This is a genomic window from Roseateles sp. So40a (genome assembly GCF_048081605.1).
Lineage (GTDB): Bacteria > Pseudomonadota > Gammaproteobacteria > Burkholderiales > Burkholderiaceae_C > Roseateles.
Genome location: NZ_CP182288.1, coordinates 2,540,124 through 2,566,449, shown reverse-complemented (window position 1 = coordinate 2,566,449; position 26,326 = coordinate 2,540,124). Strand labels below are relative to the sequence as shown.

At 67.2% G+C, this 26,326-nt stretch carries 21 protein-coding genes; 13 read left to right on the top strand and 8 right to left on the bottom strand.

The window, feature by feature from the left end:
* The first annotated feature begins 178 nt into the window (after positions 1-178).
* The gene (locus ACNI65_RS11700; protein WP_416763192.1) at positions 179-664 is read left to right on the top strand and encodes a hypothetical protein; all 486 of its coding nucleotides are present in this window, start codon (positions 179-181) and stop codon (positions 662-664) included.
* Here ACNI65_RS11700 and ACNI65_RS11695 read toward each other — a convergent pair.
* Positions 645-1,574, bottom strand: a complete 930-nt coding sequence (locus ACNI65_RS11695; RefSeq protein ID WP_416763191.1) for a LysR family transcriptional regulator — start codon at positions 1,572-1,574, stop codon at positions 645-647. The genes ACNI65_RS11700 and ACNI65_RS11695 overlap by 20 nt on opposite strands.
* 133 nt (positions 1,575-1,707) lie before the next feature.
* Here ACNI65_RS11695 and ACNI65_RS11690 point away from each other — a divergent pair, with 133 nt between their 5' ends.
* Positions 1,708-3,144 (top strand): MFS transporter, encoded by a 1,437-nt coding sequence (locus ACNI65_RS11690; RefSeq protein ID WP_416763190.1) that lies wholly within the window; start codon positions 1,708-1,710, stop codon positions 3,142-3,144.
* A gap of 25 nt (positions 3,145-3,169) precedes the next feature.
* Here the strand turns inward: ACNI65_RS11690 and ACNI65_RS11685 are convergent, their stop codons facing one another.
* From ACNI65_RS11685 to ACNI65_RS11660, 6 genes are all read right to left on the bottom strand, one after another.
* Entirely contained in the window at positions 3,170-3,820 is a 651-nt protein-coding gene (locus ACNI65_RS11685) for a hypothetical protein (RefSeq protein ID WP_416763189.1), read from the bottom strand.
* A 145-nt stretch (positions 3,821-3,965) separates the two neighbouring features.
* On the bottom strand, positions 3,966-5,084 hold the full coding sequence (locus ACNI65_RS11680) for an ABC transporter substrate-binding protein (protein ID WP_416763188.1): 1,119 nt from the start codon (positions 5,082-5,084) through the stop codon (positions 3,966-3,968).
* Positions 5,085-5,319: 235 nt separating this feature from the next.
* The gene (locus tag ACNI65_RS11675; RefSeq protein ID WP_416763187.1) at positions 5,320-6,030 is read right to left on the bottom strand and encodes an energy transducer TonB; all 711 of its coding nucleotides are present in this window, start codon (positions 6,028-6,030) and stop codon (positions 5,320-5,322) included.
* A 90-nt stretch (positions 6,031-6,120) separates the two neighbouring features.
* Positions 6,121-6,615: a hypothetical protein gene (locus ACNI65_RS11670; protein WP_416763186.1), complete on the bottom strand. Its 495-nt coding sequence runs from the start codon at positions 6,613-6,615 to the stop codon at positions 6,121-6,123.
* Between the two features lie 7 nt (positions 6,616-6,622).
* Positions 6,623-7,048, bottom strand: coding sequence for a hypothetical protein (locus tag ACNI65_RS11665; RefSeq protein WP_416763184.1), 426 nt, complete (start codon positions 7,046-7,048; stop codon positions 6,623-6,625).
* 22 nt (positions 7,049-7,070) lie between these two features.
* Positions 7,071-7,502 carry a hypothetical protein gene (locus ACNI65_RS11660; protein WP_416763183.1) on the bottom strand — a complete coding sequence of 144 codons (432 nt, stop codon included), beginning with the start codon at positions 7,500-7,502 and terminating at the stop codon, positions 7,071-7,073.
* A gap of 98 nt (positions 7,503-7,600) precedes the next feature.
* Between ACNI65_RS11660 and ACNI65_RS11655 the strand changes: the two genes are divergently transcribed.
* Positions 7,601-8,026 (top strand): zinc-ribbon domain containing protein, encoded by a 426-nt coding sequence (locus ACNI65_RS11655; protein ID WP_416763182.1) that lies wholly within the window; start codon positions 7,601-7,603, stop codon positions 8,024-8,026.
* 128 nt (positions 8,027-8,154) lie between these two features.
* On the opposite strand, the gene ACNI65_RS11650 is transcribed toward ACNI65_RS11655, so the two are convergent.
* On the bottom strand, positions 8,155-12,144 hold the full coding sequence (locus ACNI65_RS11650; RefSeq protein WP_416763181.1) for a hypothetical protein: 3,990 nt from the start codon (positions 12,142-12,144) through the stop codon (positions 8,155-8,157).
* 365 nt (positions 12,145-12,509) lie between these two features.
* On the opposite strand from ACNI65_RS11650, the gene kdpF reads away from it, so the two are divergent.
* The 10 genes from kdpF (at position 12,510) to ACNI65_RS11600 (ending at position 26,139) form a co-directional block, all read left to right on the top strand.
* A complete protein-coding gene (gene kdpF / locus ACNI65_RS11645) occupies positions 12,510-12,599 on the top strand; it encodes a K(+)-transporting ATPase subunit F (protein ID WP_091733683.1) in 90 nt (29 codons plus the stop codon).
* 1 nt (position 12,600) lies between these two features.
* Positions 12,601-14,394, top strand: a complete 1,794-nt coding sequence (kdpA, locus tag ACNI65_RS11640) for a potassium-transporting ATPase subunit KdpA (protein WP_416763179.1) — start codon at positions 12,601-12,603, stop codon at positions 14,392-14,394.
* A 157-nt stretch (positions 14,395-14,551) separates the two neighbouring features.
* A complete protein-coding gene (kdpB, locus tag ACNI65_RS11635; protein WP_416763613.1) occupies positions 14,552-16,633 on the top strand; it encodes a potassium-transporting ATPase subunit KdpB in 2,082 nt (693 codons plus the stop codon).
* A gap of 16 nt (positions 16,634-16,649) precedes the next feature.
* On the top strand, positions 16,650-17,240 hold the full coding sequence (kdpC, locus tag ACNI65_RS11630; protein WP_416763177.1) for a potassium-transporting ATPase subunit KdpC: 591 nt from the start codon (positions 16,650-16,652) through the stop codon (positions 17,238-17,240).
* On the top strand, positions 17,237-18,100 hold the full coding sequence (locus ACNI65_RS11625; RefSeq protein WP_416763176.1) for a TorF family putative porin: 864 nt from the start codon (positions 17,237-17,239) through the stop codon (positions 18,098-18,100). The genes kdpC and ACNI65_RS11625 overlap by 4 nt, the downstream gene beginning before the upstream one ends.
* Positions 18,101-18,136: 36 nt before the next feature.
* Positions 18,137-20,887, top strand: a complete 2,751-nt coding sequence (locus tag ACNI65_RS11620; protein ID WP_416763174.1) for a DUF4118 domain-containing protein — start codon at positions 18,137-18,139, stop codon at positions 20,885-20,887.
* Positions 20,884-21,591 carry a two-component system response regulator KdpE gene (gene kdpE / locus ACNI65_RS11615; protein WP_416763172.1) on the top strand — a complete coding sequence of 236 codons (708 nt, stop codon included), beginning with the start codon at positions 20,884-20,886 and terminating at the stop codon, positions 21,589-21,591. Before ACNI65_RS11620 ends, kdpE begins: the two co-directional genes overlap by 4 nt.
* 114 nt (positions 21,592-21,705) lie before the next feature.
* The gene (locus tag ACNI65_RS11610) at positions 21,706-21,978 is read left to right on the top strand and encodes a hypothetical protein (protein ID WP_416763171.1); all 273 of its coding nucleotides are present in this window, start codon (positions 21,706-21,708) and stop codon (positions 21,976-21,978) included.
* A 51-nt stretch (positions 21,979-22,029) separates the two neighbouring features.
* A complete protein-coding gene (locus ACNI65_RS11605; protein WP_416763170.1) occupies positions 22,030-22,944 on the top strand; it encodes a hypothetical protein in 915 nt (304 codons plus the stop codon).
* A gap of 174 nt (positions 22,945-23,118) precedes the next feature.
* Positions 23,119-26,139, top strand: coding sequence for a Dyp-type peroxidase (locus ACNI65_RS11600; protein ID WP_416763169.1), 3,021 nt, complete (start codon positions 23,119-23,121; stop codon positions 26,137-26,139).
* Positions 26,140-26,326: the final 187 nt, after the last annotated feature.

Below are 26,326 nucleotides of genomic sequence, written 5' to 3'. Positions count from 1 at the left end.
GACAAGGCGACCTTGGTCACCCTGAAGGGGGGAGGTTTGTGCGGATGGAAATCGACGAGACGCCTGCCGTGACGATGGTGGACACTGCGCCCGTTCGGCGAAGGGAAGGGCCCTCGCCGCGCGCACGATCAAGGAGGCAGGCATGGAGAGATCGATGAAGACGTCGATGAGCAGGTCGATGAGCACCTCGATGAAGACGCTGATCGCCGCGGGTCTGATGACCGTGGCGGGAGCTGCGACGGCGGCGGGCGTGACGTCGCCGCTCGTGGGCGCGTGGACGCTGGATGTCGCCACCTTGCCGATGCCGCCGCAGGTGCGGCCGCAGCGCGTGTCGCTGGAGTTCCGCGACGTGGCGCCGGATCGATGGGCGACGAAGGTCGAGATCATCGACGCCGCGGGCCAGCGGCTGGATTCGGCGTCGACGGTGGTGCTGGACGGCTCGCCGGGCAAGGCGACCGGCAGCTACTTCGTGGATGTCGTGGCGGCGAGGATGCCCGAGCCCAACGTGCTGGTGATGCAGTTCATCTTCGAGGGCATCCCGCGATCGACGCGGGTGTATTCGGTCAGCGCGGATGGCGCGGTGCTCACGGAGACCGAGACCTACTTCCTGAAGGACGGCACGCCGAAGATGCGGGTCGCGCGGTTCAAGCGGTCGGCGCCGTGAGGCTGCCAGGCGCGCCGCACACGTCGACGAGCAGGCGCCTCAGCCACTGGTGGCCGGGGTCGCGGTCCATGCGCGGATGCCACATCTGGGAGATCGTGATGGACTCGGTCTCTACCGGCAGCGGGATCGCGGTCACCGTGCCGCCGGAGAGCTCCGCGCTGAAGTAGGACCGCGGCACCAGCGCCACCAGGTCGGTCTGTGCGGCGATCGCCAAGGCCGCGCGGAAGCTCGGCACGACCACGGCGATGCGGCGTTTCAGCCCCAGCGTCTCAAGCGCCTCATCCACCGGTCCGCCGAGGCGGCCCCGGCGCGAGGTCACCACGTGGCTGGCTGCGGCATAACGCTCCGCGGTGAGCGGACCTTCCTCGAGCAGCGGATGGCCGTGCCTCACGGCGGCGACGAAGTGATCGCGGTAGAGCGCCTGCAGCCGCACCTCCGGGCCGGATTCGCCGAGCACGCCGATGTCCAGGTCGATGAGGCCCTCGCGAAGCGGGCGGACGTCCTTGTCGGGCTTGGGTGCGAAGCGCAGGCCGATGCCGGGCGCCTGGGCCGCGGCTCGCAGCACGAGCAACGGGCCGAAGGCCTCGATGAAGCCGTCATTGGCGCGCAGCGTGAAGCGGCGCTCGACGGTGCGCGGATCCCAGTCGGCACCGGCGGGCCGCAGCACGGCGCGGGCGCCTTGCGCCAGGTCGCGGACCTGCTCGCGCAGCGCGAGCGCATGCGGCGTGGGCACCATCGCGCGGCCGGCGCGCACCAGCAGCGGATCGCCGGTGGCCTCGCGCAGGCGGGCGAGGGTGCGGCTCATCGCGGAGTCGCTCAGGCGCAGACGCTCGGCGGCGCGTGTGACGCTGCCCTCGGCGAGCAAGGCATCCAGCGCGGTGAGCAGGTTCAGATCGACGTCGTCGGCCATCGGGCGACGCTAGCACGGCGCAAGGGCCGGTGCGGCTGGCGTGCCGTGCAAGGTGTCCCTGCGCGCGGCGCGCTGGCTGACGGGCCTCGCGGCTTTCATACTGGATGCATCTTTCGTCGCACCGCAGTTCCCGATGACCGTTTCCTCCCGACCCGCCGCCTCGCTCGATCGACCTGAACCCGGGGGCAGCGCCAACGTCAACGCCAAGCCCCACGCTGACGGCGACTCCGATGGCGTGCCCATGCCGCGGCGCCTGGCCGCGGTCGCTGCGATCCTCGGCGCCATCGTGCTGGTGGTGCTGGACGGCGCGATCGCCAACGTGGCCTTGCCGCACATCGCGCAGCGGCTGTCGGCCTCGCCGGCGGACACGGTCTGGGTCGTGACCGCGTATCAGCTCGTCGTGGTGATGTTCCTGCTGCCGGCGGCCGCGCTCGGCGAGCGCCTGGGCTATCGGCGCGTGTTCGTGAGCGGCGTGGCGCTCTTCACCGCGGCGTCGGCGCTGTGCGCGATGGCGCCGTCACTCGCGTGGCTGGTGGCCGGGCGTTGCCTGCAGGGGTTGGGCAGCGCGGCGGTGATGCCGCTGGGTCTGGCCTTGCTGCGATTCACCTATCCCAAGCGGCTGCTGGGCCAGGCGATCGCCTACAACGCGCTGGCGGTGGCCGCCGCGTCGGCCGCGGGACCCGCCGTGGGCGCGGCCATCCTGTCGGTGGCGAGCTGGCCCTGGCTCTTCGCGGTCAACCTGCCGGTGGGGCTGCTCGTGCTGCTCGCCGCGCGCTCGCTGCCCGCGACGCCGGGCACGCGGCGCGCGATCGATCCGTGGAGCGTGCTGCTCAACGCGGCGATGTTCGCGTGCTTCGTGATGGGCGGGGATCGCGTGATCGCCGAGCCGCTGCAGGGCGGCGTGCTGCTCGCGGTGGCGGTGGCTTGCCTGGTCATGCTCGTGCGGCGGGAGCTGCCGCGCGCGGCGCCGCTGATCCCGCTCGATCTGCTGCGCTCGCCGCCGTTCCGGATGTCGATCGTCGCGTCGGTGTGCTGCTTCACGGGGCAGATGGCGAGCTATGTCGCGCTGCCGTTCTACATGCATCACGTGCTCGGGCTCGGCGTGCTGGAGACCGGCCTGCTGATGACGCCCTGGCCGCTGGCGGTGATGGCGACCGCGCCGTTGGCGGGCAAGCTCGCGGACCGCGTGTCGACGGCGCGGCTGTGCGCGATTGGCGGCGGCGCGCTGGCCGCGGGCCTGACGCTGTGCGCGCTCTGGCCGGTGCAGGCGGATCCTCGGCCGGCGCTGGTCGCGTTCACGGTGCTGGCGGGCGCGGGGTTCGGGCTCTTCCAGACGCCCAACAACCGCAACATGCTGCTGTCGGCGCCCAAGGACCGCAGCGGCGCGGCGGGCGGCGCGCAGGGCATGGCGCGGCTGACCGGCCAGACGATGGGCAGCCTGCTGATGGGGCTGCTGTTCAGCGCGCTGCCAGCGGCGAGCGCATCGCACGTGGGGCTCGGCGTCGCTGCGGGATTCGCGCTGGCCGCGGGATTGATCAGCCTGATGCGTGGGGAAACGCAGAGGTCCTGATCGCGGCGCTCGGGTCCCTTGTGCCTCAGGGCTTGGCGGCCTTGCGCGCCTCGATGTCCTCGCGCAGACGGGTGCCGTAGGTGCAGGCGGGGTCGTCCTGACCGTTGTTGCAGGACTTCTCGAGCGACTTCAGCGCGGCGTCGAAGTCGGTGCGGCCGGCCAGGCCTTGGCCGAGCACCATCGCGTTCATCGTGCAGGCCCAGGGGTCGTTGGCGTCGCAGGCCGCGACGAAGGTGGCGGCGGCGCATCGCTGCTGGGCGGTGTTGCTGGCCTCCAGCGACAGCAGGCGGGATGCGCGATTCGTGCAGCCCGAGGCAATGCCGAATCGGCAGGCGCGCTGGAAGAGCGGCGCGGTGGCGGTCTCGGGCGCCTTCTTGTATTCGAGCACCTGGGCGAGCCAGTAGCAGGCGCTGGCCGTGCCTTCCTGGCACTTGGCCAGGCAGACCGACATGTTGCCGACGCGGCAATACATCGGCGGCAGGAGGGACGATCCCTTGCGGCCCGACATCAGCTGGGTCGGACAGACCGTGGCCTCGGCGGCCATCTGCGAATCGGCGATCACGGTGCGCGAGATCTGCTCGACCTCAGCGGTGAGGTCCGTTTCCTCGTCCGCCGCAGCCCAGCGCGGCGCGAGGAGGAGGGCGAGGATCAGCAGCAGAGGGCGCAAGGCGGGCATGGTGTCGCGAGACGTGGCGGTCGATGGCGCCGGAGTATCCGTGGCGCGCTCGCCCGATCGGGTGCTCGAAACCCCTTCACCCCCTTGAGGGGGAGTTACCCCCCTCTCCCGCTGCGCGGGCGAGGGGCTTTTGGTGCACTGGCGATTAGCGCCGGACCTTGCCGTCCTCGGTCAGGATGGTCATATCCACGTACCGCGACCCCGTGTGACGCTGACTGGAGAACCCGATGAAGAAGCCGCCGAGGTCGAGCTGGCTCTGGGCTTCGAGGCCGGAGACGATGTTCTCGGGCGTCGGGTTGTTGCCGGCGCGGCGCAGGCCTTCGACCATCACCTTGGCGGCGATGAAGCCTTCCATGCCGGTGTAGCTGACGTCGGCCTTGGCGGCCTTGGTGCGCTGGAGGTATTCACCGGCGACGGGGGTGAGGCCGGAGAACGGGAAGGGCACGACCTGCGAGACGACGACGCCGCGCGCGTCCTTGCCGAGCTCGCTGGCCAGCGCCTGCGCGCCGACGAACGAGAAGTTGTAGAAGTTGCCCAGGAAGCCGGTCTTTCGCACGGCGCGGATGAAGGCGGCGCAGGACTTGTAGGCGGCGACCTGGACGATGCACTCGGGCTGGCCGGCCATGACGGACTTGAGCGCGCCGTCAACGTCGACGGAGTTGCGCTCGACGGTGCCTTGCGAGACCGGGGCGAGGTTGTGGGCCTTGAGCGCGGCGGTGACGGCGGCCAGGCCGGACTGGCCGTAGGCGTCGTTCTGATAGAAGACGGCGACGCGCTTGATGCCGACGGCGAGCACCTGCTTGACCATCTCGGCGGCCTCGTCGTTGTAGGAGGCGCGGATGTGGAAGAGGTACTTGTTGAACGGGGTGCGCAGGCTCTCGGCGCCGGTGAACGGGGCCACGAGCGGGATCTTGGCGGCGGTCAGCAGCGGGAGGGCGGCGAGCGTGGTGGGGGTGCCGACGTAGCCGAAGAGCGCGTTGACGCCGTCCTCGATGAAGCGGCGGGTGTTGAGGGCGCAGCGCTCGGGTTCGTAGCCGTCGTCGAGGGACTTGAGCTCGATGCGGCGGCCGTTGACGCCACCGCGCTGGTTGATCTGATCGAAGACCAGCATGGCGCCTTCCTTGAACTGCTCGCCGAGCTCGCGCGCCGGGCCGCTGAAGGGCGCGGACTGGCCGAGCACGATGCGGGAGTTGTCGGCGAAGACGGGCAGGGCGCTGGCACCGGCGAGGGCGGCGAAGTTCTGGAGCAGGTGACGGCGATTCATGAGCGGATGACGGCGTGGCACTTCAGGAAAGGGGCGCATCTTCCGTGAAGGCGCTGACAAGACATGTATGCAGTTGCCACAACGCAGGACTTTCCCCAGGGAGTGTGGAGAAGTTCACGACTGGAGGCGCTGCGGTGGGCCGTGAAGGGCCGCCAGGCGCCAGGTGTTGCCCGAAGCGTCGTCAGGACGCGTCATCCGCGTCATACGCGTCGGGCATCGACGACCGCGGGGCTCGTCAGTCGATGAGGAACTGGTACTTCTTCGTCGAGGCCGTCGGGACGGGGGTGTCCCCGTAGGTCGCTGGCGCGAACCTGGAACGCTCGAGCGCCGTCCTCGCTGCGTCCCTGACCGCGGGTGGTGCGTTGGACAGGATGGTGATGTTGCTCGGCTTGCCATCGGTCTCGACGAGGAACACCAGGGTGACGGTCCAGTCGCCGCGGTTTCTGGGGTTGCGGCCGGGGGACACCGGCTTCGCGTCTTCCAGCAGGCGGAGCGGGGTGAAGCGACCCGATTCCATTTCTGAGACGTTCAGGACGGCGTCCACGCGCGTCGGGAAGTAGCCACGCACGAGGGAGTTGGAGCCGATGGCGGTGTTGCGGCTGTCGAAGACGGGGAACGGTCGGGGACGCTTCGCATAGCTGTTCTCGAACTCGAAGGTCATCGTCAGGGTTTGAGGCGCCTCGGTCTTCTCGCAGTTGTAGCGGAGCAGCGCGGCCTCGGTGGTCTTCAGCAGCGCGGGTTCGCCGGACACCAGCTCGACGCTTTGCACCTTGCCGTCCGCGAAGACGGCGTTCACGGTGATCTCACCAAACACCCCATACCCGTCGGCATTGACGGGGGTGACGGGGAACGGCGTGGAGCTGCAGTTGATCGGCTTCTGCGAGGACAGGACGCCCGCGTCGGCCGCTGTTGAAGCGCCGATTCCGAAGAGGAAGGCGACTGCCACGCGTGATGCTCTCGAGCGATTCCACAAGCCCATTGGCGTTGCTCCCCAGGTCGATATGAATGGCGCCGGACTATAGCGATGGCGTCGCGCTCAGCGGCGGGAGCGTTCCGTCTGGATCTGATCCAGCCAATGGATGAACGCGATGTGTCGCGGGTCCGAGTTGGCCGTGGGTTGATGCGACAGCACGCGGCGCACGAGGGAGAGGCGGGCGAAGTCGCCGCGGGCCTGGGGCAGGCGGACGCGAGCGGGTTCGTCGGGAGGGAGCGGAGATTCCCACGCCTTGGCAACGTCGTCGGCGCGGATCCAGAGGTCGCCTTGATGCTCGCGGACCATGATGGAGGCGCCTCGGAAGACGCGCCATCGACCCTCGTCATCGGCCCAATGCGCCTCCCGGAATCGCTGGCGGATGGCGGAGGCGATCTCGATGACCGCGCGGGGAAGCACGATGGCGGCGAGTCCCACGCAGATCATCATCCCGGCCATGGTGGGCAGGACCTCCCCGCTCAGATACAGCCCCTTCAGCGCGTAGAAGACGCCGAGGACGATGGCGACGCGGATGAGGGTGGATTGGAGGAGCGGGGCCATGGGGGGGTTATTGGCACTGGCGGATGGAGGAATCCTGCAGCTGGAAGAACCATTTGAGCTCGCCGCTCTTTTCGCGGATGTAGGTGGCGCCCGTGCGATTGGTCTTGATCTGGCCGAAGACGTTGGGGCCGGTAGCGTCGTAGCAGACGAGCCAGCCCGACATGACGGTGCCGACATGGGACCAGGCGGCGTCTCGACTGGATCGCAGCGCGAAGCTCGTGTCCTTCTTGCCGAAGTCGCGTTGCAAGGCGGCCAGGAGTTCGTCGCGAGTCGGCGGGGCGCCGGGATCGGGGCTGGTGTCGACGGTGATCTTGGAGAGCTTGTCGATCGGACGACCGTGGCGGTCGACTTGGGTGGCGCAGCCGGCGATCAGGGCAACGGCGAAGAAGGCCGATGCGAATCGGACGAGGCTTTTGAGATGGATGGGTTGCACGGTGTCTCCTTGAAGTCCTGCCTCACTGGCACTGCGTGAAGGCGCTCTGCGCGAATTGCCCGTAGAGCTTCAACTCGCCGGACTTCTCGCGGGCGTACATGGCGCCATTGCGGTAGGTCCCGGCCTGACCGAGGAAGTTCTTGCCGGAGGTCTCGAAGCAGACGAGCCATCCGGACAGGCGCCCGCCCCACATGTTCCATGCGGTGGGCCGCACGGAGCGGACTTCGAAGGTGAAGCCATCGCGCGGGAAGTCGCGCTTCACGACGGTCAGCAGCTCCGCCTGCGTGGGCACGGGGCCGGGGTCCGGGCTGGTGTCGGCGGTGATCGGGCTGCTGTTGTCGATGGGGCGCCCTTGGCGGTCGACTTGGGGTGCGGTGGCGCAGCCGGTGATAGCAGCGGTCGCGCAAAGGACGACGGTCAGGCGCGCGAGGCTGGATCGGTGAATGGCCGGCATGGGCGTTCCCTGGAATCGTTGGTGTTGTAGGGGAGGCAGCGTAGCGCGTTATGCGCGGGGATCGGGACGTATGCTCCCCGGGTTCAGGGAGGTGGCGTGTGCCGAAGGTAGAAATCGACCGCGAGCAGTGGTCCCAGTCCAGCAAGCAGTCTTTCGAGTACGAGGTGTGCTCCGAGGGCAGCTACGGGGACCTCCACTACAATTGCGCGAAGTGCGGGGCAGCGGCAGTCTTCACCGCCGAAGAGCAGAAGCACTCGTTCGAGGTTAAGAAGAACGACATCCGGCAGCAACGCATCCATTGCCCCGCATGCAATGCGGAGCTGTTCCGCTTGAGGACTAGGGAACGGGCTTGCCAGGCGCGTTGGGCCGCGGACCGCAAGAGCCTTGCCATGGATGCTGCATTCCTGCGCGAATGGCTGGACATCCTTGACGCGATTCCGCAGTACGCGCCCCGGTATCGAAACTCGATGGGGGATCGATTGGCTCGGTTGCTGCTGCGTCTAGGCCTAAGCGCGGAAGGATGACGGGCTCACTGGCAGCTGACAGTGTCGGCGCCGTGCACTTGGAAGAAGTGCTCCAACTCGTCTGACTTCTAGAAGTCGTTTGGGACACCGCAGCGATAGGTCGCATCCTCGGCAACGATCGATTACCGCTACCGAGGAGATTGCTCGATCTCGAGTACGACGACCTCCACGCGACCTTCGAGCGCCGCACGACTGCGCGAGACGAGCCCCATCTTCAACTCGGTTGCCGTCGTCGGCCTCCGCTTCCCCTTGCCGGATGATCGAGGTTGCTTTGAAGGCGGCGCATTACTTCCGAACCAAAGAACAAGGTAGATGCCACGGCGCTCCGCTGCGTAATCACTTGCGTAGAGGCGATCCAACTGCGTGTCTGCCGCATGCCAGACGTCCTTGTGCCATTGCCCTTTGATCTCGACAGGCATCCGCATCCCGTTCAAAGTCGCGCTGATGTCGGCTCTGTTGTCGTTGGCGAGATGGCCCTCCGGCGCAAGCTCTATTCCTTCGGGCCTTGGGGACAGCATTGTCAGCAGGTGATCTCGACAGCGCTCTTCGTTGAAGGGCATCCCTTGCTTCTGGAAGAACCCTTGCCAGGGATCCGCAGGATCGCCGACTATGCGCCTTTGAACTTGCCCGAGTAGTTCCAGCAACGTGGCTTGCAAATCGACCACCGTCTCAGGCGGTCTCGCTTCGACGATCGCTCGGACTTGGCTAAGCGTCGGCGGGCGATACACCTCTTCGGTCACTTTGCGGCGCTGCTCAGCGAACAGGACTCGTAGAGTCGCGGTGTAGCTGTCCTCAGGCGCATCGCGCAGGTTTCGCATTGCCTCCAGCGCCGAAACCGACGTCATGGCCGCGAGGCGATTCGCTAAAGAAACCAGAAAGTCCGTCGCGTCCCATGGGTTCTCGCTACCTGTCCATCCATTCTCTGGTCGCCCGCTGACCGGATGAACGCCTCGGAAGCTCGAGAAGATCCAAACGAGTTGGTCGAGGTTGAACGAAGTGCTTGTTGGCCGGTTCCTTCCGTGGAATGCCCGCCTTCGGATGGACCAGAGCAGCTTTGGATCTTGGGCAGCGGCCAACGACAGGCGAGCTCGCTGTGCGTCGAAGTCCCCGACAAAAGAAGCCGAGTCCCAGTTTCGGCGGCGCTCATCCGTAAGCTTGCCAGACAGCCGTGAGTTGGCGATTCCCTTCAGCGCCTCATATCTCCGCGACTCAATGAGCCGATCAATCATCGTCGCCTCAGGCTCCAATGCCATGTCGGGGTATGCCGTCAGCCACTGTTCTGCTAGGTCAGCAGCAGCTGGGTCGGCGAGATCCCCGTGCATCAACGAGTCGAGCTGATCGACGTTCGACCTACGCTTCTCCAACTGTGGTTCGATCCAGAGTCGCAAAGCGCTCTCGAACAGACCAAGAGAACGCATCTCTGATTCCAATGCAGGTTGCAGGTCAACAAGCTTGGCACGCTCCTGGATTCCGGTGTCGCGCAGTTCAAAAAAACCAGAGATGAGTCGGTCCTCCGGCACACCATGAAATCCAGCACCAACTCTTACGCGCTCTGCGAGCGCCGCCACGATCACTTTGGTGAAATTCCATCGCCGCGACTCAGCGTTGCTTTCCGCCATCTGCCTTGACGTGGGTGCGGCGTCAGTGTGTAGGAAAGCTTCGAATCCGACGAGCGCAGCCGCTGTGATCTCGGGGCCGACCCAGCCGTTGAGGCGCTCAATTGGCGTTGCGTCTAGGTGAAGGTCGTGAAAGCAGTTGAGGTAGGCCTCTGCCAAACCGAGAATGAAGCCGCCTTGTCCTTGGCGAATCTCATGGATGCCGTCGCTCATCTCTCGCCTTACTCGTTCCCAGCGGAGTGCGCGCGCGCGATCCTCTCGACGCGCTCGACGCGCGTTGTCCAGCTCCCAGTCTTGAACTCTAGGAACGGCCAGTTGTTCAAGCCAGTTTTCCATTTCAAGGCGCTCCCCAACAAATCGAAGCGCTGCACGACGGGCCAGCACGCCTTCAGTCGGCGAGTGCGGCGTCATCCGAACGAGGTCCTGCCATCGATCATCCGAGCTCTCGGTTTGAGGATTCAACGAGGCTAGCAGCCAAACAATGTCTTCTTCTGACGTGGATAGGCCGGCGGAGCGAGTGGTGGCCCGGAATGCGCGCTGCCACACGGTTTTGGGGCCGGGCTCTTCTAGGAGCACCAGACGCTGTATGCCACGTCTAACCTCGTCGCAGCCGCGCAGCCAATCATGAACGCGTATGCGAGTTTCACGCCGGTAGCCGATATCGGCGTCGAAGTGGCGCAGCCAGTTCCAAAGGCGAGCGGGCTCAACTGGGCCAAGCGCGAGTCGGCGCTCGATCAAACGAAACCCCATGTCGGTTAGTTCGTAGTTGCCGGGACGGTCATGTCGATTTCCCAGCGCGCCCAACTGCTGCGCAAGCGCGTCAAGTGCGCCTTCTAGTCGCGCGTCCGGTATCGACGCTTCGAGGCCGCTGAACTGCATCGCCATGCGACGATCCTGACGCGCATACTGGATGGCGACACTGACGATCTCCTGGTCCGTGAACGGCGTAGCGCCAACGCTCTTCACGATATCTGCGGCCATGCGAGGTCCGTTCTTCCCGCTTGGAAGCGCCTCACGCAGGATCGCCGGCCAGTCCTCCCCACCCAAGACCTGCAGAGACGCGAACGCAGCCCACCGAATGGCGTACCCGTCGTCCGGAGTCGAGACTAGTCTTCTAAGGTCGTTTCTCAGCGATTCGGCGAGTTCCGACCCAGCTATTGCCTCGATCAACAGCACCCTCAGACCGAACGGCACGGTGGTGCTTGTAATGATGTTCCTGGCTCGGCTCTCCAGATGGGCGCGCATGAGACTGCTCATGGCTAATGCGGCGCCAGTACCTGCAACGAATCGCTGGTCCTCTGCTGCAGTTCGCTCCAATGCATCGAGAAGGTTGATCGTCTGCTGTTGCGTGAGTGCGCCAGCATCACCGTACTCGATTACGCCGGACGGGTCGGCGTTGATGACGTCAGCCGCCAGATCACCGCTGTGGAGCGGCAGCCACGCGTGCAGTCCCCGAAGCGATGCGGGGACAACACCATGGGAGTGAAACAGAGCGAGCAGGCGTTTGCGCTTCATCGCCGTGTTGGCTTGTCGAGCAAGCCAGCGCGCACCGAGGTACTCGCCGATGCTTCGATGCCAGTAGGTCAAGCGATTTGACGCGGCGGCAGTTCCGAATAGCCGGCTTCCCAGAACAGAACGCAGATGGCTCGCGCCGGGCATCGCCGCGGCTTCGGAGAACGGCATCTCAAACTCATCCGGCTGGGCATTCTCTACAACGATGGCTTCGGAGCCAGTCAAGATCAATGCTGCGAATGCAGCACCGGCGGCATCTAGAGCTGACTGTGCGTCTGGTTGGAGTTCGTATTTGGCGTTGCTGTGTTCGCGCTGGAGGATCTCGGCAGCACTCGTGAACAATTCAGTTTTCGTTTTTGGGAGCGGGCCGTCCTTGGCGACACGCGCCAACATCTGCAGCGTCTGGGGATTTTCCATCAGGCCTGCAAGACTTGAGGCAGACAGGTGATCCATCACGACTTCAGCCTTGACGACGTCCCCATCCAGCTCGAAGGTGAGCAGTTCCCGAATCTCTAGCTCATCAAGAGACTGCAGATGGACTACCAGCGGATCCAGGTCCGGATACTGCTCCTTGATCGCAGCCTTGCTGGTGACGTTGCGCCAATCGGATATCCGGCAGGACAAGACAAACCGTGGAGATCCTAGGTCGGCGAGCTTCTGCAGTACGAGATCGACCGCGTCGCCATCGTCTTTGGTGCTGAGCTCATCGAGCGCGTCGATGACTAGTGTGGAAGCGTCGCCTAACACTCGCGATGGATTCGATCCCGCGTTCCTGAGTCGTCGAGCCGTGCAGTAGACATGACCAGGCTGAGTACCTAGCCACTGCAGCAGTTCGGTCTTCCCCATTCCAGCTTCACCGAGCACAACGATTGACTCTGGCTTTTCGGGCAAGTCGGTTTGAATAAGGGTGCGGCGATCTTCCTCCCCATCGCCATCACGGTGGTCATACCAAAGCCTTCGCGAAAAACTTGGACGCGACATCAACTTCATCCCTCGGGCTAGAACGCGGCAGTTAGAACTGGATTTTCCGGTGAGCAGTCGTTGCCACTCTTGACTCTCTCCCTCTCTATAACGAACTCTTGTGGAGCTACCCGACATCGGCGAGATCGGGGATTTCCTGGGGGTCACCCGATGCCAGCAAGTCCCATCGTCTTTATGCAATCTTGATACCCCCTACCCGAGCTTCTACAAGCTCTTGACCCCGTCCTTCCTAGAGTCCATCCATCCCATCACGCCCTCCTGTCGGGGGGTTGGGACCTCAACAAAATGGATGCACTCTTTCTTGGACTGAGCGTCGTGCTGTTCCTCATCGCCGTGGGCCTGGCTGCTGCCTCCCACCGCCTGGAGGCCAAGCAATGAACGCCCTCTACTGGCTCACCGGCCTCCTCTCCGCCGGCCTGTTCGTCTACCTCCTGATCGCCCTCTGGCGCGCCGAGGAGTTCTGACATGACGAACCTCGCCTGGGCCAACCTCGCCCTCTACCTCCTCGTCACGCTCCTCCTCGCGTGGCCGCTCGCCCGCTGGATCACCGCGCTCGCCAAGGGCCACATGCCCCGCTGGATCGCCGCCATCGAGCGCCCCTTCTTCCGACTCGCCGGCATCCATCCCGATGAAGGCATGGGCTGGAAGCAGTACGCCCTCGCGCTGCTGATCTTCAACTTCATCGGCGTCCTCGTCGTCTACGCGCTCCAGCGCTTCCAGGACGTGCTCCCGCTCAACCCGCAAGGCATGGGCGCGATCTCGCCGGACTCCTCGTTCAACACCGCCATCTCCTTCGTCGCCAACACCAACTGGCAAGGCTATGGCGGCGAGTCCACGATGAGCTACCTCACGCAGATGCTCGCGCTGACGGTGCAGAACTTCCTGTCCGCCGCCACCGGCATCGCCGTCGTCTTCGCGCTCATCCGCGGCTTCGCCAACAAGCTCTCCGGCCACGTCGGCAACTTCTGGGCGGACATCTCCCGCTGCACCCTCTGGCTGCTGCTGCCGCTGTCCTTCGTCCTGGCCATTGCCTTCGTCCAGCAAGGCGTCATCCAGAACTTCGACGGCTACAAGACCGTGCAGACCCTCGAGGCCCAGGACTACCAGACCCCCAAGCTCGGCACCGACGGCCAACCCCTCAAGGACGCCCAGGGCCAGCCCGTCATGGAGAACCAGCGCACGCAGGAGCAATCCCTCGCGATGGGCCCGGTCGCCTCGCAAGAGGCCATCAAGATGCTCGGCACCAACGGCGGCGGCTTCTTCAACGCCAACTCCGCGCACCCGTACGAGAACCCGACCCCGCTCTCCAACCTGCTGCAGATCGTGGCGATCTTCGTGATCCCCGCCGCGCTGTGCCTGAGCTTCGGTCAGCTCGTCGGCGACCGCCGCCAGGGCATCGCCATCCTCGCCGCGATGAGCACGCTGTTCATCGCCGGCGTGCTCGTCGCCACCCCCGCTGAACAGGCCGGCAACCCGCTCGTGGCCGCGCAAGGCGTCGACATCCAGGCCACCGACTTCCAGCCCGGCGGCAACATGGAAGGCAAGGAAACGCGCTTCGGCATCGCCGCGAGCTCGCTCTTCGCCGTCGTCACCACCGCCGCCTCCTGCGGCGCGGTCAACGCGATGCACGACAGCTTCACCCCCATCGGCGGCGCCGTGCCGCTGGTGATGATGCAGCTCGGCGAGGTCGTCTTCGGCGGCGTCGGCACCGGCCTCTACGGCATGCTGATCTTCGCCATCCTCGCCGTCTTCATCGCCGGCCTCATGATCGGCCGCACCCCCGAGTACCTCGGCAAGAAGATCGAACCCTTCGAGATGAAGATGAGCGCCGTCGCCATCCTCGTCACGCCCATCGTCGTGCTCGCAGGCACCGCCACCGCGGTCCTCTCCGGCGATGGCAAGGCCGGCATCGCCAACCCCGGCGTCCACGGCTTCAGCGAGATCCTCTACGCCTTCACCTCCGCGGCCAACAACAACGGCAGCGCCTTCGCCGGCCTGTCCGCCAACACGCCGTTCTACAACACGCTGCTCGGCATCGCGATGTGGCTGGGCCGCTTCCTGGTCATCGTCCCCGTGCTGGCCATCGCCGGCAGCCTGGCCGCCAAGAAGCGCATCCCCGTCGGCGAAGGCACGCTGCCCACCCACGGCCCGCTCTTCGTCGTCCTGCTCATCGGCACCGTCCTCCTCGTCGGCCTGCTGAACTACGTCCCCGCGCTCGCGCTGGGCCCCGTCGTCGAGCACCTGATGCTCTGGAAGTGACCCTTCGGAGCCCGTCATGACCAATCAACTCAAGACCCTTCACACCTCCGTGCCGGCCTCGGCCCGCGCCGAGGTCCTGGGCGGCGTCAAGCCCACCGGCTCCGCGCCGCAAGATCCACAACCGCCGCAATCGCCGCGCCCCGATGCCAACACCGGCATGTGGGACCCCAAGCTGGTGAAGCCCGCCATCCGCGAGTCCTTCGCCAAGCTCGCGCCCGCGGTGCAGCTGCGCAACCCGGTGATGTTCGTCGTCTACGCCGGCAGCATCCTGACCACCGGCCTGTGGCTCGCCAGCTTCTCCAAGCCGGAACTCGCCGGCGCCGAGGGCCCGGGCTTCATGCTCGCCATCGCGCTGTGGCTGTGGTTCACCGTGCTCTTCGCCAACTTCGCCGAGGCCCTCGCCGAAGGCCGCTCCAAGGCGCAGGCCGCCTCGCTGCGCGGCCTCAAGGCCAAGACCTGGGCCAAGAAGCTCGAGACCCCGCGCCATGGCTCGTCCTGGCACCCCGTGGCCTCCGAGGAACTGCGCAAGGGCCACGTCGTGCTGGTGGAGGCCGGCGATCTCGTCCCGCTGGATGGCGAGGTCATCGAGGGCGTCGCCTCCGTCGACGAGAGCGCCATCACCGGTGAATCCGCGCCTGTGATCCGCGAATCGGGCGGCGACTTCTCCGCCGTCACCGGCGGCACCCGCGTGCTCTCCGACTGGGTCGTCGTGCGCATCGCCGTCAACCCGGGCGAGGCCTTCCTCGACCGCATGATCGCGATGGTCGAGAGCGCCAAGCGCCAGAAGACGCCCAACGAGATCGCGCTCACCATCCTGCTGGTCGCGCTCACGCTCGTGTTCCTCGTCGTCACCGTGACGCTGCTGCCGTACTCGCTGTTCAGCGTGGAAGCCGCCGGCGCCGGCACCGTCGTGTCCATCACCGCGCTCGTGTCGCTGCTTGTCTGCCTGATCCCCACGACCATCGGCGGCCTGCTGTCCGCCATCGGCGTGGCCGGCATGAGCCGCCTGATGCAGGCCAACGTCATCGCGACCTCGGGCCGCGCCGTCGAGGCCGCCGGCGACGTCGACGTGCTGATGCTCGACAAGACCGGCACCATCACGCTGGGCAACCGCCAGGCCTCGGCCTTCCTGCCCGCGCCCACGCTGCAGGAGCAGGTGCTGGCCGACGCCGCCCAGCTCGCCTCGCTCGCCGATGAGACCCCCGAGGGCCGCAGCATCGTGGTGCTGGCCAAGCAGCGCTTCAACCTGCGCGAGCGCGAGCTCGCCGCGCTGCAGGCGCACTTCGTGCCCTTCACCGCGCAGACCCGCATGAGCGGCGTCGACTTCGGCGATCCGGACCACCCCAAGCGCCAGCTGCGCAAGGGCGCCGTCGAGGCCATCCGTCGTTTCGTCGAGGAACACGGCGGCCAGATGCCCGCGCAGGTCACCGCGGTGGCCGAGGAGGTCGCGCGCCGCGGCTCCACGCCGCTGGTGGTGGCGGACCTCAGCGACGGCCAGGCCCGCGTGCTCGGCGTCGTCGAGCTCAAGGACATCGTCAAGGGCGGCATCAAGGAGCGCTTCGCGCAGCTGCGCAAGATGGGCATCCGCACGGTGATGATCACCGGCGACAACCGCCTCACCGCCGCCGCGATCGCGGCCGAGGCCGGCGTCGACGACTTCCTCGCCGAGGCCACGCCCGAGGCCAAGCTCAAGCTGATCCGCGACTACCAGTCCGAAGGCCGGCTCGTGGCGATGACCGGCGACGGCACCAACGACGCCCCCGCGCTCGCCCAGGCCGACGTCGCCGTGGCCATGGCCAGCGGCACGCAGGCCGCCAAGGAAGCCGGCAACATGGTCGACCTCGATTCGAATCCGACCAAACTGCTGGAGATCGTCGAGACCGGCAAGCAGCTGCTGATGACGCGCGGCTCGCTCACCACGTTCTCCATCGCCAACGACGTCGCGAAGTACTTCGCCATCATCCCGGCGATGTTCCTGGGCGTGTACCCGCAGCTGGCCGCGCTTAACGTGATGGGCCTGCACAGCCCGGCCTCGGCCATCCTGTCGGCGGTGATCTTCAACGCGCTGATCATCGTCGCGCTGATCCCGCTGGCCCTCAAGGGCGTGACCTACCGGCCCATCGGCGCGGCTGCGCTGCTGCGCCGCAATCTGTGGATCTACGGCTTGGGCGGCCTGATCGTGCCGTTCATCGGCATCAAGGCGATCGACCTGCTGCTGGTCGCGCTCCATCTCGTGTGACGCGGAGGAACTCACCATGAACTCGACTCTCAAGATGCTTCGCCCCGCGCTCGTGGGCTTCGCGCTGCTCAGCGCCGTCACCGGGCTGCTGTATCCCGCGGCGGTCACCGGCGTGGCCAAGACGCTGTTCCCGTTCCAGGCCGAGGGCAGCCTCGTCCTGCAGGACGGCAAGCTCGTCGGCTCCGAGCTGATCGGCCAGAACTTCAGCTCGCCGCGCTACTTCTGGGGCCGCCCGTCGGCCACCGGCCCGATGGCCAACAACGCCACCGGCTCCAGCGGCTCCAACCAGGGCCCGACCAACCCCGCGCTGGTCGACGCCGTGAAGGCCCGCGTCGCGGCGCTCAAGGCCGCCGACCCGACCAACACCGCGCCCGTGCCGGTGGACCTGGTCAGCGCCTCGGCCAGCGGGCTGGATCCGCACATCAGCATGGCCGCCGCGCGCTACCAGGCCGCGCGCGTGGCCCGCGAGCGCGGCCTTTCGCCCGATGCCATCCAGCGCCTGATCCAGGCCAATACCGAATCCCGCGACCTCGCCGTGCTCGGCGAACCGCGTGTCAACGTGCTCAAGCTCAACCTCGCGCTCGACAAGGCGCATGCGTCCCAATGAAAACCCGTCTGCTGTCTCTCTTCCTGATCTCTTCCTGCTTCCTGCACGCCGCCGCGCGCGCTGAAGGCGAGGCCCCCGCCGCCACGTCCGCGCCCGCGGCCCCGGCCGCAACGCCCGAGCACACCTTCACCGGCAACGTCGGCTTCGTCTCGGACTACCGCTTCCGCGGCATCAGCCAGACCTGGAAGCGCCCGGCCGTGCAGGCCGGTTTCGACTACAGCCACTCCAGCGGCCTGTACGCCGGCACCTGGGCGTCCAACGTCTCGGGCAACAGCTACAACAACGGCGCCGGCATGGAGTGGGACCTGTACGGCGGCTACAAGCTGCCGCTGACCGACGCCGTCACGCTGGACCTCGGCGCGCTGGCCTACGTCTATCCCGCCGCGCGCCTGAACGCCGCGCCCGGTCAGCCGACCGCCAACAAGTACGACAACGTCGATGTCTACGCCGCGGTCACCGCGGGCGCGTTCTCGGCCAAGCTGTCCGTCGCCGCGACCGACTACTTCGGCCTGGACGGCGAGACCGCCGGTTATGCCTACTTCAGCGCGCTGCCGGCGAAGGGATCTTCCAAGGGCACGGCCTACCTGGACCTGAACTACGGCTTCGAGCTGGGGCAGGGCTTCAACGCCGGCGTGCATGTGGGCCACTTGTGGGTGCGCCAGTACGGCGACCTGTCCTACACCGACTGGAAACTGTCGGTCAGCAAGGAGTTGAAGGACCTGGGCGGCTTGACGCTCGCTCTGGCCGTCGTCGGCACCGATGCCGACAAGGCGCTGTACCAGGCCGGCGACAGCGCCGGTGCTCGCGCGAAACGCCTGGGCGATACGGGTGTGGTGCTGAGCGTCAGCAAGACGTTCTGAGCGCCGCGCGCGTGAATCCAGGGAGAGAATCGCCGGATGCCCAGCGTCACCGACGACAGACCTGACCCCGACAGCCTGCTGGCGCAGATCCGCCAGCAGGAATCGGCGGACTCGCGCGGCCGCTTGCGCATCTACTTCGGCGCGTCGGCCGGCGTGGGCAAGACCTTCGCGATGCTGCAGGCCGCGCGCCAACTGGCCGATCAGGGCCGCGCGCCGCTGATCGGTGTCGTCGAGACCCACGGCCGCGCCGACACCGCCGCACTCCTTGAAGGCTTGCCGCGTCTGCCGATGCGTCAGGTCGCCTACCGCGACCGCACGCTGCCCGAGTTCGATCTGGACGGCGCGCTGGAACGCCTGCGCGATCAGCCGGACGCGCTGATCCTGGTGGACGAGCTGGCGCATTCGAATGTGGCCGGCTCACGCCATCCCAAGCGCTGGCAGGACGTCGAGGAGCTGCTTGCCAACGGCATCAGCGTCTACACCACGGTCAACGTCCAGCACCTGGAAAGCCTGAACGACGTCGTCGGCGGCATCACCGGCGTGCGCGTGCAGGAGACGCTGCCCGACACCTTCTTCGACCGCGCCGACGAGGTCGTGCTGGTCGACACGCCGGCCGACGAGCTGCTCGCGCGGCTCAAGGCGGGCAAGGTGTACCAGGGCGCGCAGGCGGAGCGCGCGGGTCAGCACTTCTTCCGCAAGGGCAACCTGATGGCGCTGCGCGAGCTCGCGCTGCGCCGAACGGCCGATCGCGTCGAGGACGACGTGCAGGCCTGGCGCAGCAACGAGCGCATCGCGCCGGTCTGGAAGACCGAGGCCGCGGTGTTGTGCGCGATCGGCCCCGGCGACGAGGCCGAGTCGGTGGTCCGCGCCGCGGCGCAGCTCGCGCGCCAGCTCGCGGTGAGCTGGCATGCGGTCTACGTCGAGACCCCCGCGCTGCATCGCCTGCCCGACGCGCGCCGCGAGCGCGTGCTGCGCGTCGTGCGGCTGGCTCAGGATCTCGGCGCGACGACGTCGGTGCTGGCCGCGCAGGATCCGGCGCAGGCGCTGGCCGACTACGCGCGCGAGCACAACCTGTCCAAGCTGTTGATGGGCCGCAGCCTCGCGCGGGCGAGCTCGGCGCGGCGCTGGGGACGGCGCGATCTCGCGGCCTCGCTGGTGCTCGCCGCGCCGGAGCTGGACCTGATCCAGATCGGCGCTTCCGCCACGCAGCGCGCTGGCGAGGACGACGCCGGCCCGAGCTTCGGTGACGCGCCGCTTCGCTACCTGTGGGCGTCGGTCGCCTGCGTGGGCGTCGCGCTGGCGTGCTGGCCGCTGTCGCACCGCGTGGCCAACGACAACATCGTCATGCTGTTCCTGCTGGGCGTCGTCGCCGTGGCGATGCGCTGGGGCCGCGGCCCGGCGGTGCTGGCGAGCTTCCTCAGCGTGGCGCTGTTCGACTTCTTCTTCGTCGCACCCAAGCTGAGCCTGGCCGTCAGCGACGTGCAATACGTGATCACCTTCGTCGTGATGCTGGCCGTGGGACTGATCACCGGACAGTTGACGGCGGGATTGCGCTATGAGGCGCGCGTGTCGTCGGAGCGCGAGGCGCGGGCGCGCGGGCTGTTCGAGCTGACGCGCGAGCTGGCCGGCGCGCTGCAGACCGAGCAGGTCGTGGCCACCGCCGAGCAGCAGCTCGCGCAGCAATTCGGCGGACGGGCGCTGCTGTATGTGCTCGATGACGACGACCGCCTGCAGCCGTCGCCCAGCGAGGCCGCGCTGCCGCCGGGCGAGGGCTCCGACGCCGGCACCGCGCGCTGGGCGCTGGATCACGAGCAGGCGGCGGGGCAGGGCACGGACACGCTGCCCGGCAGCCAATGGTTCTACCTGCCGCTGCGCGCGCCGATGCGCACGCGCGGCGTGCTGGCGCTGCGCCCGGGCGACGCGCAGACGCTGTTGCTGCCCGAGCGCCGCGCGCAGCTCGACACCGCCGCGCGCATCGCCGGACAGGCGCTGGAGCGCGTGCATTACGTCGAGGTCGCGCAGCAGGCGTTGCTGCAGATCGAATCGGAGCGGCTGCGCAACTCGCTGCTGTCAGCGCTCTCGCATGACCTGCGCACGCCGCTGGCGGCGCTGCAGGGGCTGGCCGAGACGCTCGCGCGGCGCGAGCTCGACGCGGGCACGGCCGAGACCGCGCGCGCGATCGAGCAGCAGTCGCTGCGCATCAACGCGATGGTGCACAACCTGCTGGACATGGCGCGGCTGCAGAGCGGCGCGCTCAAGCTCCATCGCCAATGGCAGCCGGTGGACGAAGTGATCGGGACGAGCCTTCAGCTGATGGGCCCGGCGCTGGCCGCGCACCGCGTCGTGCTGGACGTGCCGGCGACGCTGCCGATGGTGGAGCTCGACGCGGTGCTGATCGAGCGCGTGCTGGCCAACCTGCTGGAGAACGCCGCGAAGTACACGCCGGCGGGCAGCGAGATCCGCGTCATCGCACGCGCGCACGGCATCGCCGGCGAGCGCGGAGGCGCGGGAGCAGCCGAAATGCGCCTGTCCGTCGAGGACAACGGCCCAGGCCTGCCGCCGGGGCGCGAGGAAGCGCTCTTCGAGAAGTTCACGCGCGGGCACAGCGAATCGCACCTGCCCGGCGTGGGCCTGGGCCTGGCGATCTGCCGTGCCATCATGCAGGCCCACGGCGGGCGCATCTGGGCCGAGCGCGCATCACCGGCCGGCGGCGCGCGTTTCAGTCTGGCGCTGCCGCTGGGCGAGCCGCCGGCGCTGCCGGCCTTCGAGGAGGACTCCCCATCGTGACCGAGCCGCAGACCAGCGTGCCCCCCGTGGCGCTGATCGTCGAGGACGAACCCAACATCCGCCGCTTCGTGCGGCTCTCGCTCGAAGGCGAGGGCTGGACCGTGCACGAGACCGGCACCCTGCGCCAGGGCCTGATCGACGCGGGCACGCGCCGGCCGGATCTGGTGATCCTTGATCTCGGGCTGCCCGATGGCGATGGGCAGGACTTCCTGAAGGATCTGCGCTCGTGGTCGTCGGTGCCGGTGATCGTGCTGTCGGCGCGCGGCGCCGAGGACGACAAGATCGCCGCGCTGGACCACGGGGCCGACGATTACCTCAGCAAGCCGTTCGGCGTCGGTGAGTTGATGGCGCGGGTGCGCGTGGCGCTGCGCCGCAGTCAATCGCGCGCGAGCGAGCATCAGGACCCGGCGTTCCGCTTCGGCGATGTCGAGATCGACCTGGCCGCGCGCCGCGTGCGCCGCGCGGGCGAGGACGTGCACCTCACGCCGATCGAGTACCGGCTGCTGAGCCACCTGATCGGCAATGCGGGCAAGGTGCTGACGCACCGGCAACTGCTGAAGGCGGTGTGGGGACCGTCGCACGTCGAGCAGAACCACTACCTGCGCGTCTACATGGGCAATCTGCGCCAGAAGCTCGAGGCCGAGCCGGCGAGCCCCCGGCACCTGCTGACGGAGACCGGAGTCGGGTATCGATTGATGCCCTGAACCAGCGCGCCAGCAGGGTGGGGAGGCTTGGCGTTAGGATGGCCCGCACGCCCTGACGCCGGGAACGGCGCGGGCACGTGCTTCGGTCCCCCCACGCTTAACAGGAGACATCTCATGATCCAGCAGGCCCAGGTCGAACTCGCGAAGACCTTCTTCGAGCAGTCGAAGAAGGCGTTCGAGCAGAACTATGCAGGGTGGAGCACCGTGCTCGCATCGCAGAAGGCGATCATGGACTCGATGCGCACGGCGGGCACGCCGTTCGAGGTCGCCGCCGACGAGTTCCAGAAGCTGATCGACTTCCAGGAGCAGCAGTTCCGCGCCACCGTCGACTTCATGACCAAGATGCAGGCCGACTACGCCAAGGTGGTGCAGAAGAAGGCCAAGTGAGAACCTCGACGCGAATGGCGTGACTACGGGCCCTTCTTTCGAGGAGGTCCCATGCGCATTCCCTTCACGTCAGTCGAGGCCGTCTGGCATCGTCCCGGCGAACCGGTTGACGGCGTCGCCGTCGGCAACGATCTCGCGCATCCGCTGCTGCCGGTGAAGCTCCGGTCAACTGAGGACGGGGCCGTCGCGCGGCGGCTGCGTGCCCAGTACGAAGCACGCGCATTGCGCAGTCAACAACGCATCGCGCTCGGTGAGTGGCCGAATGAATTGGTCGCCACCAGGCGCGACGGCGGCTCGAAGGCTGCCGCGACGCGAGCTGGCGCCGAGGCCCTGCGCCTGGTGCGGCTGGCCCTCTATGACCACCGCTTCGGGGCGCTCAAGTCCTACAACAAGAATCGCTCTCCCGAACCGATCCTCATGCCGTCGGAAAGCGAGAAGGCCCATGCCGGGGACCTGCCCACAGCACCGGTCCAATGCGCGGTGCAGAGTGCGGACATCTGGCAGGCGAAATCCCACAACGGCCACGACCTCGCGCTGGCCGCGCTCGATGTGATCGCGCATCGGCATCCGGATCTGCCGACGAACCTGGTGACCCTGGGGCGCGACCACACGCTCGTGGTCATCGGTCATCTGGATGCAGCGACCGTGTCTCAGCCGATGTCTTCCTGGCCGCCGGGATTGGTGGCCTGCGATCCCTGGAGCAATCTCAGCGTCCCGGCCAGGGAGTACCCGGAGCGCTTCGTCGAGAAGATGCGCAAGTGGACACTCGATGGCAAGTCGATCCGGAACGAAGCGCTTGAATGGCTTGCGCCGCGCGATCCGCAATGGATCGGGATCGCGAAAGAGGTGCCTGATGTATGGGTGCGCGAGCGCATGCGCAACGGTCAATGCAGGGATGTCGTGCTGTCATGTCCCACCCAGGCCACCGCGCCGTCTTCGAAGCCGAACGCCTCACCATCGGCCTGATGACGGTGAAGTGATCGAGGAACTGGGGCAGGGCGTGTTGCCCCGATTGGAGCTCGTCACCGACCTTTGATGCCGCGATGGCGCGGGTCGCGGAACTCCCTGCAAACATGGGGGATCGTGGCCTTCGGACAGCCTTTGCGCATACCATCCGCGCGCACTGGCTGGGAGGCCTGGATGTCAGACGTTCAATCGATGGTGACCATCGTGGCGCCGATTCATCGCGCCCGGATCGAGCCGCTGAAGGGGCAGATTGCCAGTCTGCTGGGCAACCCGGCCGGCGCTCCGTTCCGAGAGGCGGTTGAAACCGATCCTGCGCATCGATTCCTCCATTTCGCGAGCCTGCATGTGCTCGCGCGCCAGGATGGCGAAGACCGCGGCCATGCGCTCGACAGCGGCCATCTGATCCTGGAGCTTTCCGGCGACGGCTCGCCGGCCGAGGTGCTGCGACAGCTCGCGGACAACGTGGGCTCGCTGCTGACGCCGATCTTCGAGGCCGCCAGCGATTGGCGGCCGGGACAGACCTTGCAGTCCTACCTCGAAGGGCATCAACTGCGCATCGGTGTCGGCCTGTTCGACACACCGGGTCTGGCGTTCTGCGGCACGCCAGGACAGAGCGTGGTGTCGATCCATCAGGAACACCGACTCGCCCGCAAGGTGGGTGAACTTCTCGCCGACCCCGGCCATCGCGATCTGGCGCCGCTGGCCAAGCTGGACAAGGTCAAGGCGACCTTGAGCGGCGATCCCGTGTTCGCGGCCATCCTGGCTGAAGAGGTGGCACCAGAACCCGCGCCTGGTGCAGAGCCGAGTGTCTGGACCAAGGTCAAGGCCTTGTCGCCGTCTTTCGTCGCCACCTTCCTGTGGCCGCTGCTCCTGGTCCTGCTTCCGCTGTGTCTGTGGCTGGTGTGGCCCGAGACGTCGGCCACGAGCGCGCTTGACGCTGTTCGGCGGGCCGTCCTGTTCATCGCCGCCCTCGCAAGCACCTTGCTCGTGATCACCGGCGCGGTCCTTCTTGGCCTCTACCTGATGTTCCTGCGTCAGGAGCAGCGCGATGTGCCCTCGGATCGACGCCCGGATCCGGCGGAGTTGTTGGAGATGGTGGGCCGGGAGAACGCCTACGGCCACGTCCAGAACCACATGATGTCGTGCACGGTCTTGAAGCCCGGCGCGCTGCGCTACCTGAGCATTCGCCTGGCGCTCTGGGCCGTGGCCACGCTCACGGCGCTGAATCCGCGTCGCGGCCGCCTGGGCGACATCGGCACCATCCACTTCGCGCGCTGGATCACCATTCCCGGCACGCGGGACTTCGTCTTCTTCTCCAACTTCAGCGGCTCGTGGGAGAGTTATCTCGAAGACTTCATCACCAAGGCCCATGCCGGATTGACCGCGGTGTGGTCGAACACCGTCGGTTTCCCGCGCACGCGCAGCCTCTTTCTCGATGGCGCGACCGATGGCGAACGCTTCAAGCGCTACGCCCGGCAGTCGATGCTGCACACGCCGTTCTGGTACTGCGCCTACCCGTCGCTCACCACGGACAACATCCGCGCGAATCGACGCATCCGTAGCGGACTCGCTTGGGCCGAGACGGAGATGGACGCCGTCGAGTGGCTGACCCTGTTCGGATCCGCGCCTCGGCCAGTCGAGAAGCTCGAGACCACGCAGATCCAGAGCCTGGTCTTCGGCGGCATGAAGTTCAAGCCGGAAGGTCTTCTGCTGGTCGTGGACCTGGGGGATGCGCAGGCCTCCAACCGCGCATGGCTGCGGGAGGTCATGCCCCTGGTGGCCTTCAACGATGGTCGCTATGAGGCCCGGCCTGCCGTGGTTTCGCTGGCGCTCGGCGCGCGGGGCTTGGCGCGGCTCGGGCTGGATGCGCAGACCGTGTCGACCTTCCCGCCCGCGTTCACGCAAGGCATGCATGGGGCCGGGCGCGATCGGATCCTCGGGGATCTGGGTGCCAACGAGGCCAGCCAATGGCTGTGGGGCCGGGACGGCAACGATGTCGCGTTGCTGATCTACGGGAACACTGCAGAGGACGTCGCGGCGCTGACAGCGCGCATCGAGGGTCTCTCGGTGCCGATGGGCGCGCGGATCGTGTTCCGTCAGGCGCTGACGAAGGTCGGGGCCAGCCTGAGCGAGCGCAAGGAGCCCTTCGGCTTCGTGGACGGCGTCTCGCAGCCGGCGATGCGCGGCACCTATCGGGGCCTGCGCAATGACGACCCCATCCACCTGGTCGAGCCTGGCGAGTTCGTGCTCGGTTATCCGGACAACCGCGGCAATGTGCCGCCGGGGCCGACGATGGCCGCCAGCGGCGATCCGGCCATGTGTCTTCCGGTCGCGGGCGCGGCGCATGGCATGGCGAGCAACGCGCCGGACAACCCGAGGCTGGTGGGCTACAACGGATCGTTCCTCGTGATTCGCCAGCTTGAGCAGCACACCGACGATTTCCGTCACTACTGCCTGCGCGAGGGCGAACGGCTCAAGGATGCATTTCCCGATCTGCCCCTGATGCCAGGTCCCGAGGAGATGGCCCATTACATCGGTGCCAAGCTGATCGGCCGCTGGCAGGACGGCTCATCGCTCATCCGCAACCCCTACATCCCCGCGAGCGCTGTGCGCGAGCGGACCGGGCGCGACCCGGGCACCGCAGCCTCGCGCCCCGAGAGCCTGCCCGCCGAGCACGCCGCGACCGCGATCTCCTCGCCGGACAAGCGGGCCGATCCCGAGGTCCGCGCGATCAAGCCCGACAACGACTTCCTCTTCGGCACGGAGGACCCACAGGGCGTGCGTTGCCCGTATGGCGCCCATGTGCGGCGTGCCAATCCTCGCGAAAGCCTCTCGCCGGGCTCGCAGGACCAGATCGCCATCAGCAATCGGCATCGCATCCTGCGTGTCGGCCGCGGCTATCTCGGCGAGGACGGGAAGACGACGTCCGGTCTGATGTTCATGTGCCTGAATGGCGACCTCGAGCGTCAATTCGAATTCGTCCAGCAGACCTGGATGGGCAGCACGAAGTTCCACGGACTGGATGCCGAGACCGACCCGATCGCAGGCCGCGGGTTGCCCGGCGGCGACGGCTTCACCATCCCCACGCGGCGAGGGCCGGTCGGCTTGAAGGCATTGCCGCAGTTCGTGACGCTGAGGGGCGGCGGCTACTTCTTCCTGCCCGGTCGTCAATTGCTGAACTACCTGACGCTGTGACGGCAACGCCGCAGGCATCAGAACCGTGATCGCCACGCTGCGGGGTTGACGCCGCCAACAACGCAGTGGAAGAATCGCGCCCACGCCGGACGGCTCCGTCCGCGCGACGTTCAACCTCTTCAATTCCAGGAGGTGCCCCATGAAGATCCGTACGTCCATCCCCTGCTGATTGCCGACGACTGCATCT

Bases quoted from the DNA above. Each gene is read 5' to 3' on its own strand.
- ACNI65_RS11695 (WP_416763191.1), bottom strand. From the start codon at position 1,574: ATGGCCGACGACGTCGATCTGAACCTGCTCACCGCGCTGGATGCCTTG.
- ACNI65_RS11680 (WP_416763188.1), bottom strand. From the start codon at position 5,084: ATGAATCGCCGTCACCTGCTCCAGAACTTCGCCGCCCTCGCCGGTGCC.
- ACNI65_RS11670 (WP_416763186.1), bottom strand. From the start codon at position 6,615: ATGGCCCCGCTCCTCCAATCCACCCTCATCCGCGTCGCCATCGTCCTC.
- kdpB (WP_416763613.1), top strand. From the start codon at position 14,552: ATGTGGGACCCCAAGCTGGTGAAGCCCGCCATCCGCGAGTCCTTCGCC.
- ACNI65_RS11690 (WP_416763190.1), top strand. From the start codon at position 1,708: ATGACCGTTTCCTCCCGACCCGCCGCCTCGCTCGATCGACCTGAACCC.
- ACNI65_RS11625 (WP_416763176.1), top strand. From the start codon at position 17,237: ATGAAAACCCGTCTGCTGTCTCTCTTCCTGATCTCTTCCTGCTTCCTG.
- ACNI65_RS11660 (WP_416763183.1), bottom strand. From the start codon at position 7,502: ATGCCGGCCATTCACCGATCCAGCCTCGCGCGCCTGACCGTCGTCCTT.
- kdpC (WP_416763177.1), top strand. From the start codon at position 16,650: ATGAACTCGACTCTCAAGATGCTTCGCCCCGCGCTCGTGGGCTTCGCG.
- ACNI65_RS11620 (WP_416763174.1), top strand. From the start codon at position 18,137: ATGCCCAGCGTCACCGACGACAGACCTGACCCCGACAGCCTGCTGGCG.
- ACNI65_RS11610 (WP_416763171.1), top strand. From the start codon at position 21,706: ATGATCCAGCAGGCCCAGGTCGAACTCGCGAAGACCTTCTTCGAGCAG.
- kdpF (WP_091733683.1), top strand. From the start codon at position 12,510: ATGAACGCCCTCTACTGGCTCACCGGCCTCCTCTCCGCCGGCCTGTTC.
- ACNI65_RS11700 (WP_416763192.1), top strand. From the start codon at position 179: ATGAGCACCTCGATGAAGACGCTGATCGCCGCGGGTCTGATGACCGTG.
- ACNI65_RS11650 (WP_416763181.1), bottom strand. From the start codon at position 12,144: ATGAAGTTGATGTCGCGTCCAAGTTTTTCGCGAAGGCTTTGGTATGAC.
- ACNI65_RS11600 (WP_416763169.1), top strand. From the start codon at position 23,119: ATGTCAGACGTTCAATCGATGGTGACCATCGTGGCGCCGATTCATCGC.
- ACNI65_RS11605 (WP_416763170.1), top strand. From the start codon at position 22,030: ATGCGCATTCCCTTCACGTCAGTCGAGGCCGTCTGGCATCGTCCCGGC.
- kdpA (WP_416763179.1), top strand. From the start codon at position 12,601: ATGACGAACCTCGCCTGGGCCAACCTCGCCCTCTACCTCCTCGTCACG.
- ACNI65_RS11685 (WP_416763189.1), bottom strand. From the start codon at position 3,820: ATGCCCGCCTTGCGCCCTCTGCTGCTGATCCTCGCCCTCCTCCTCGCG.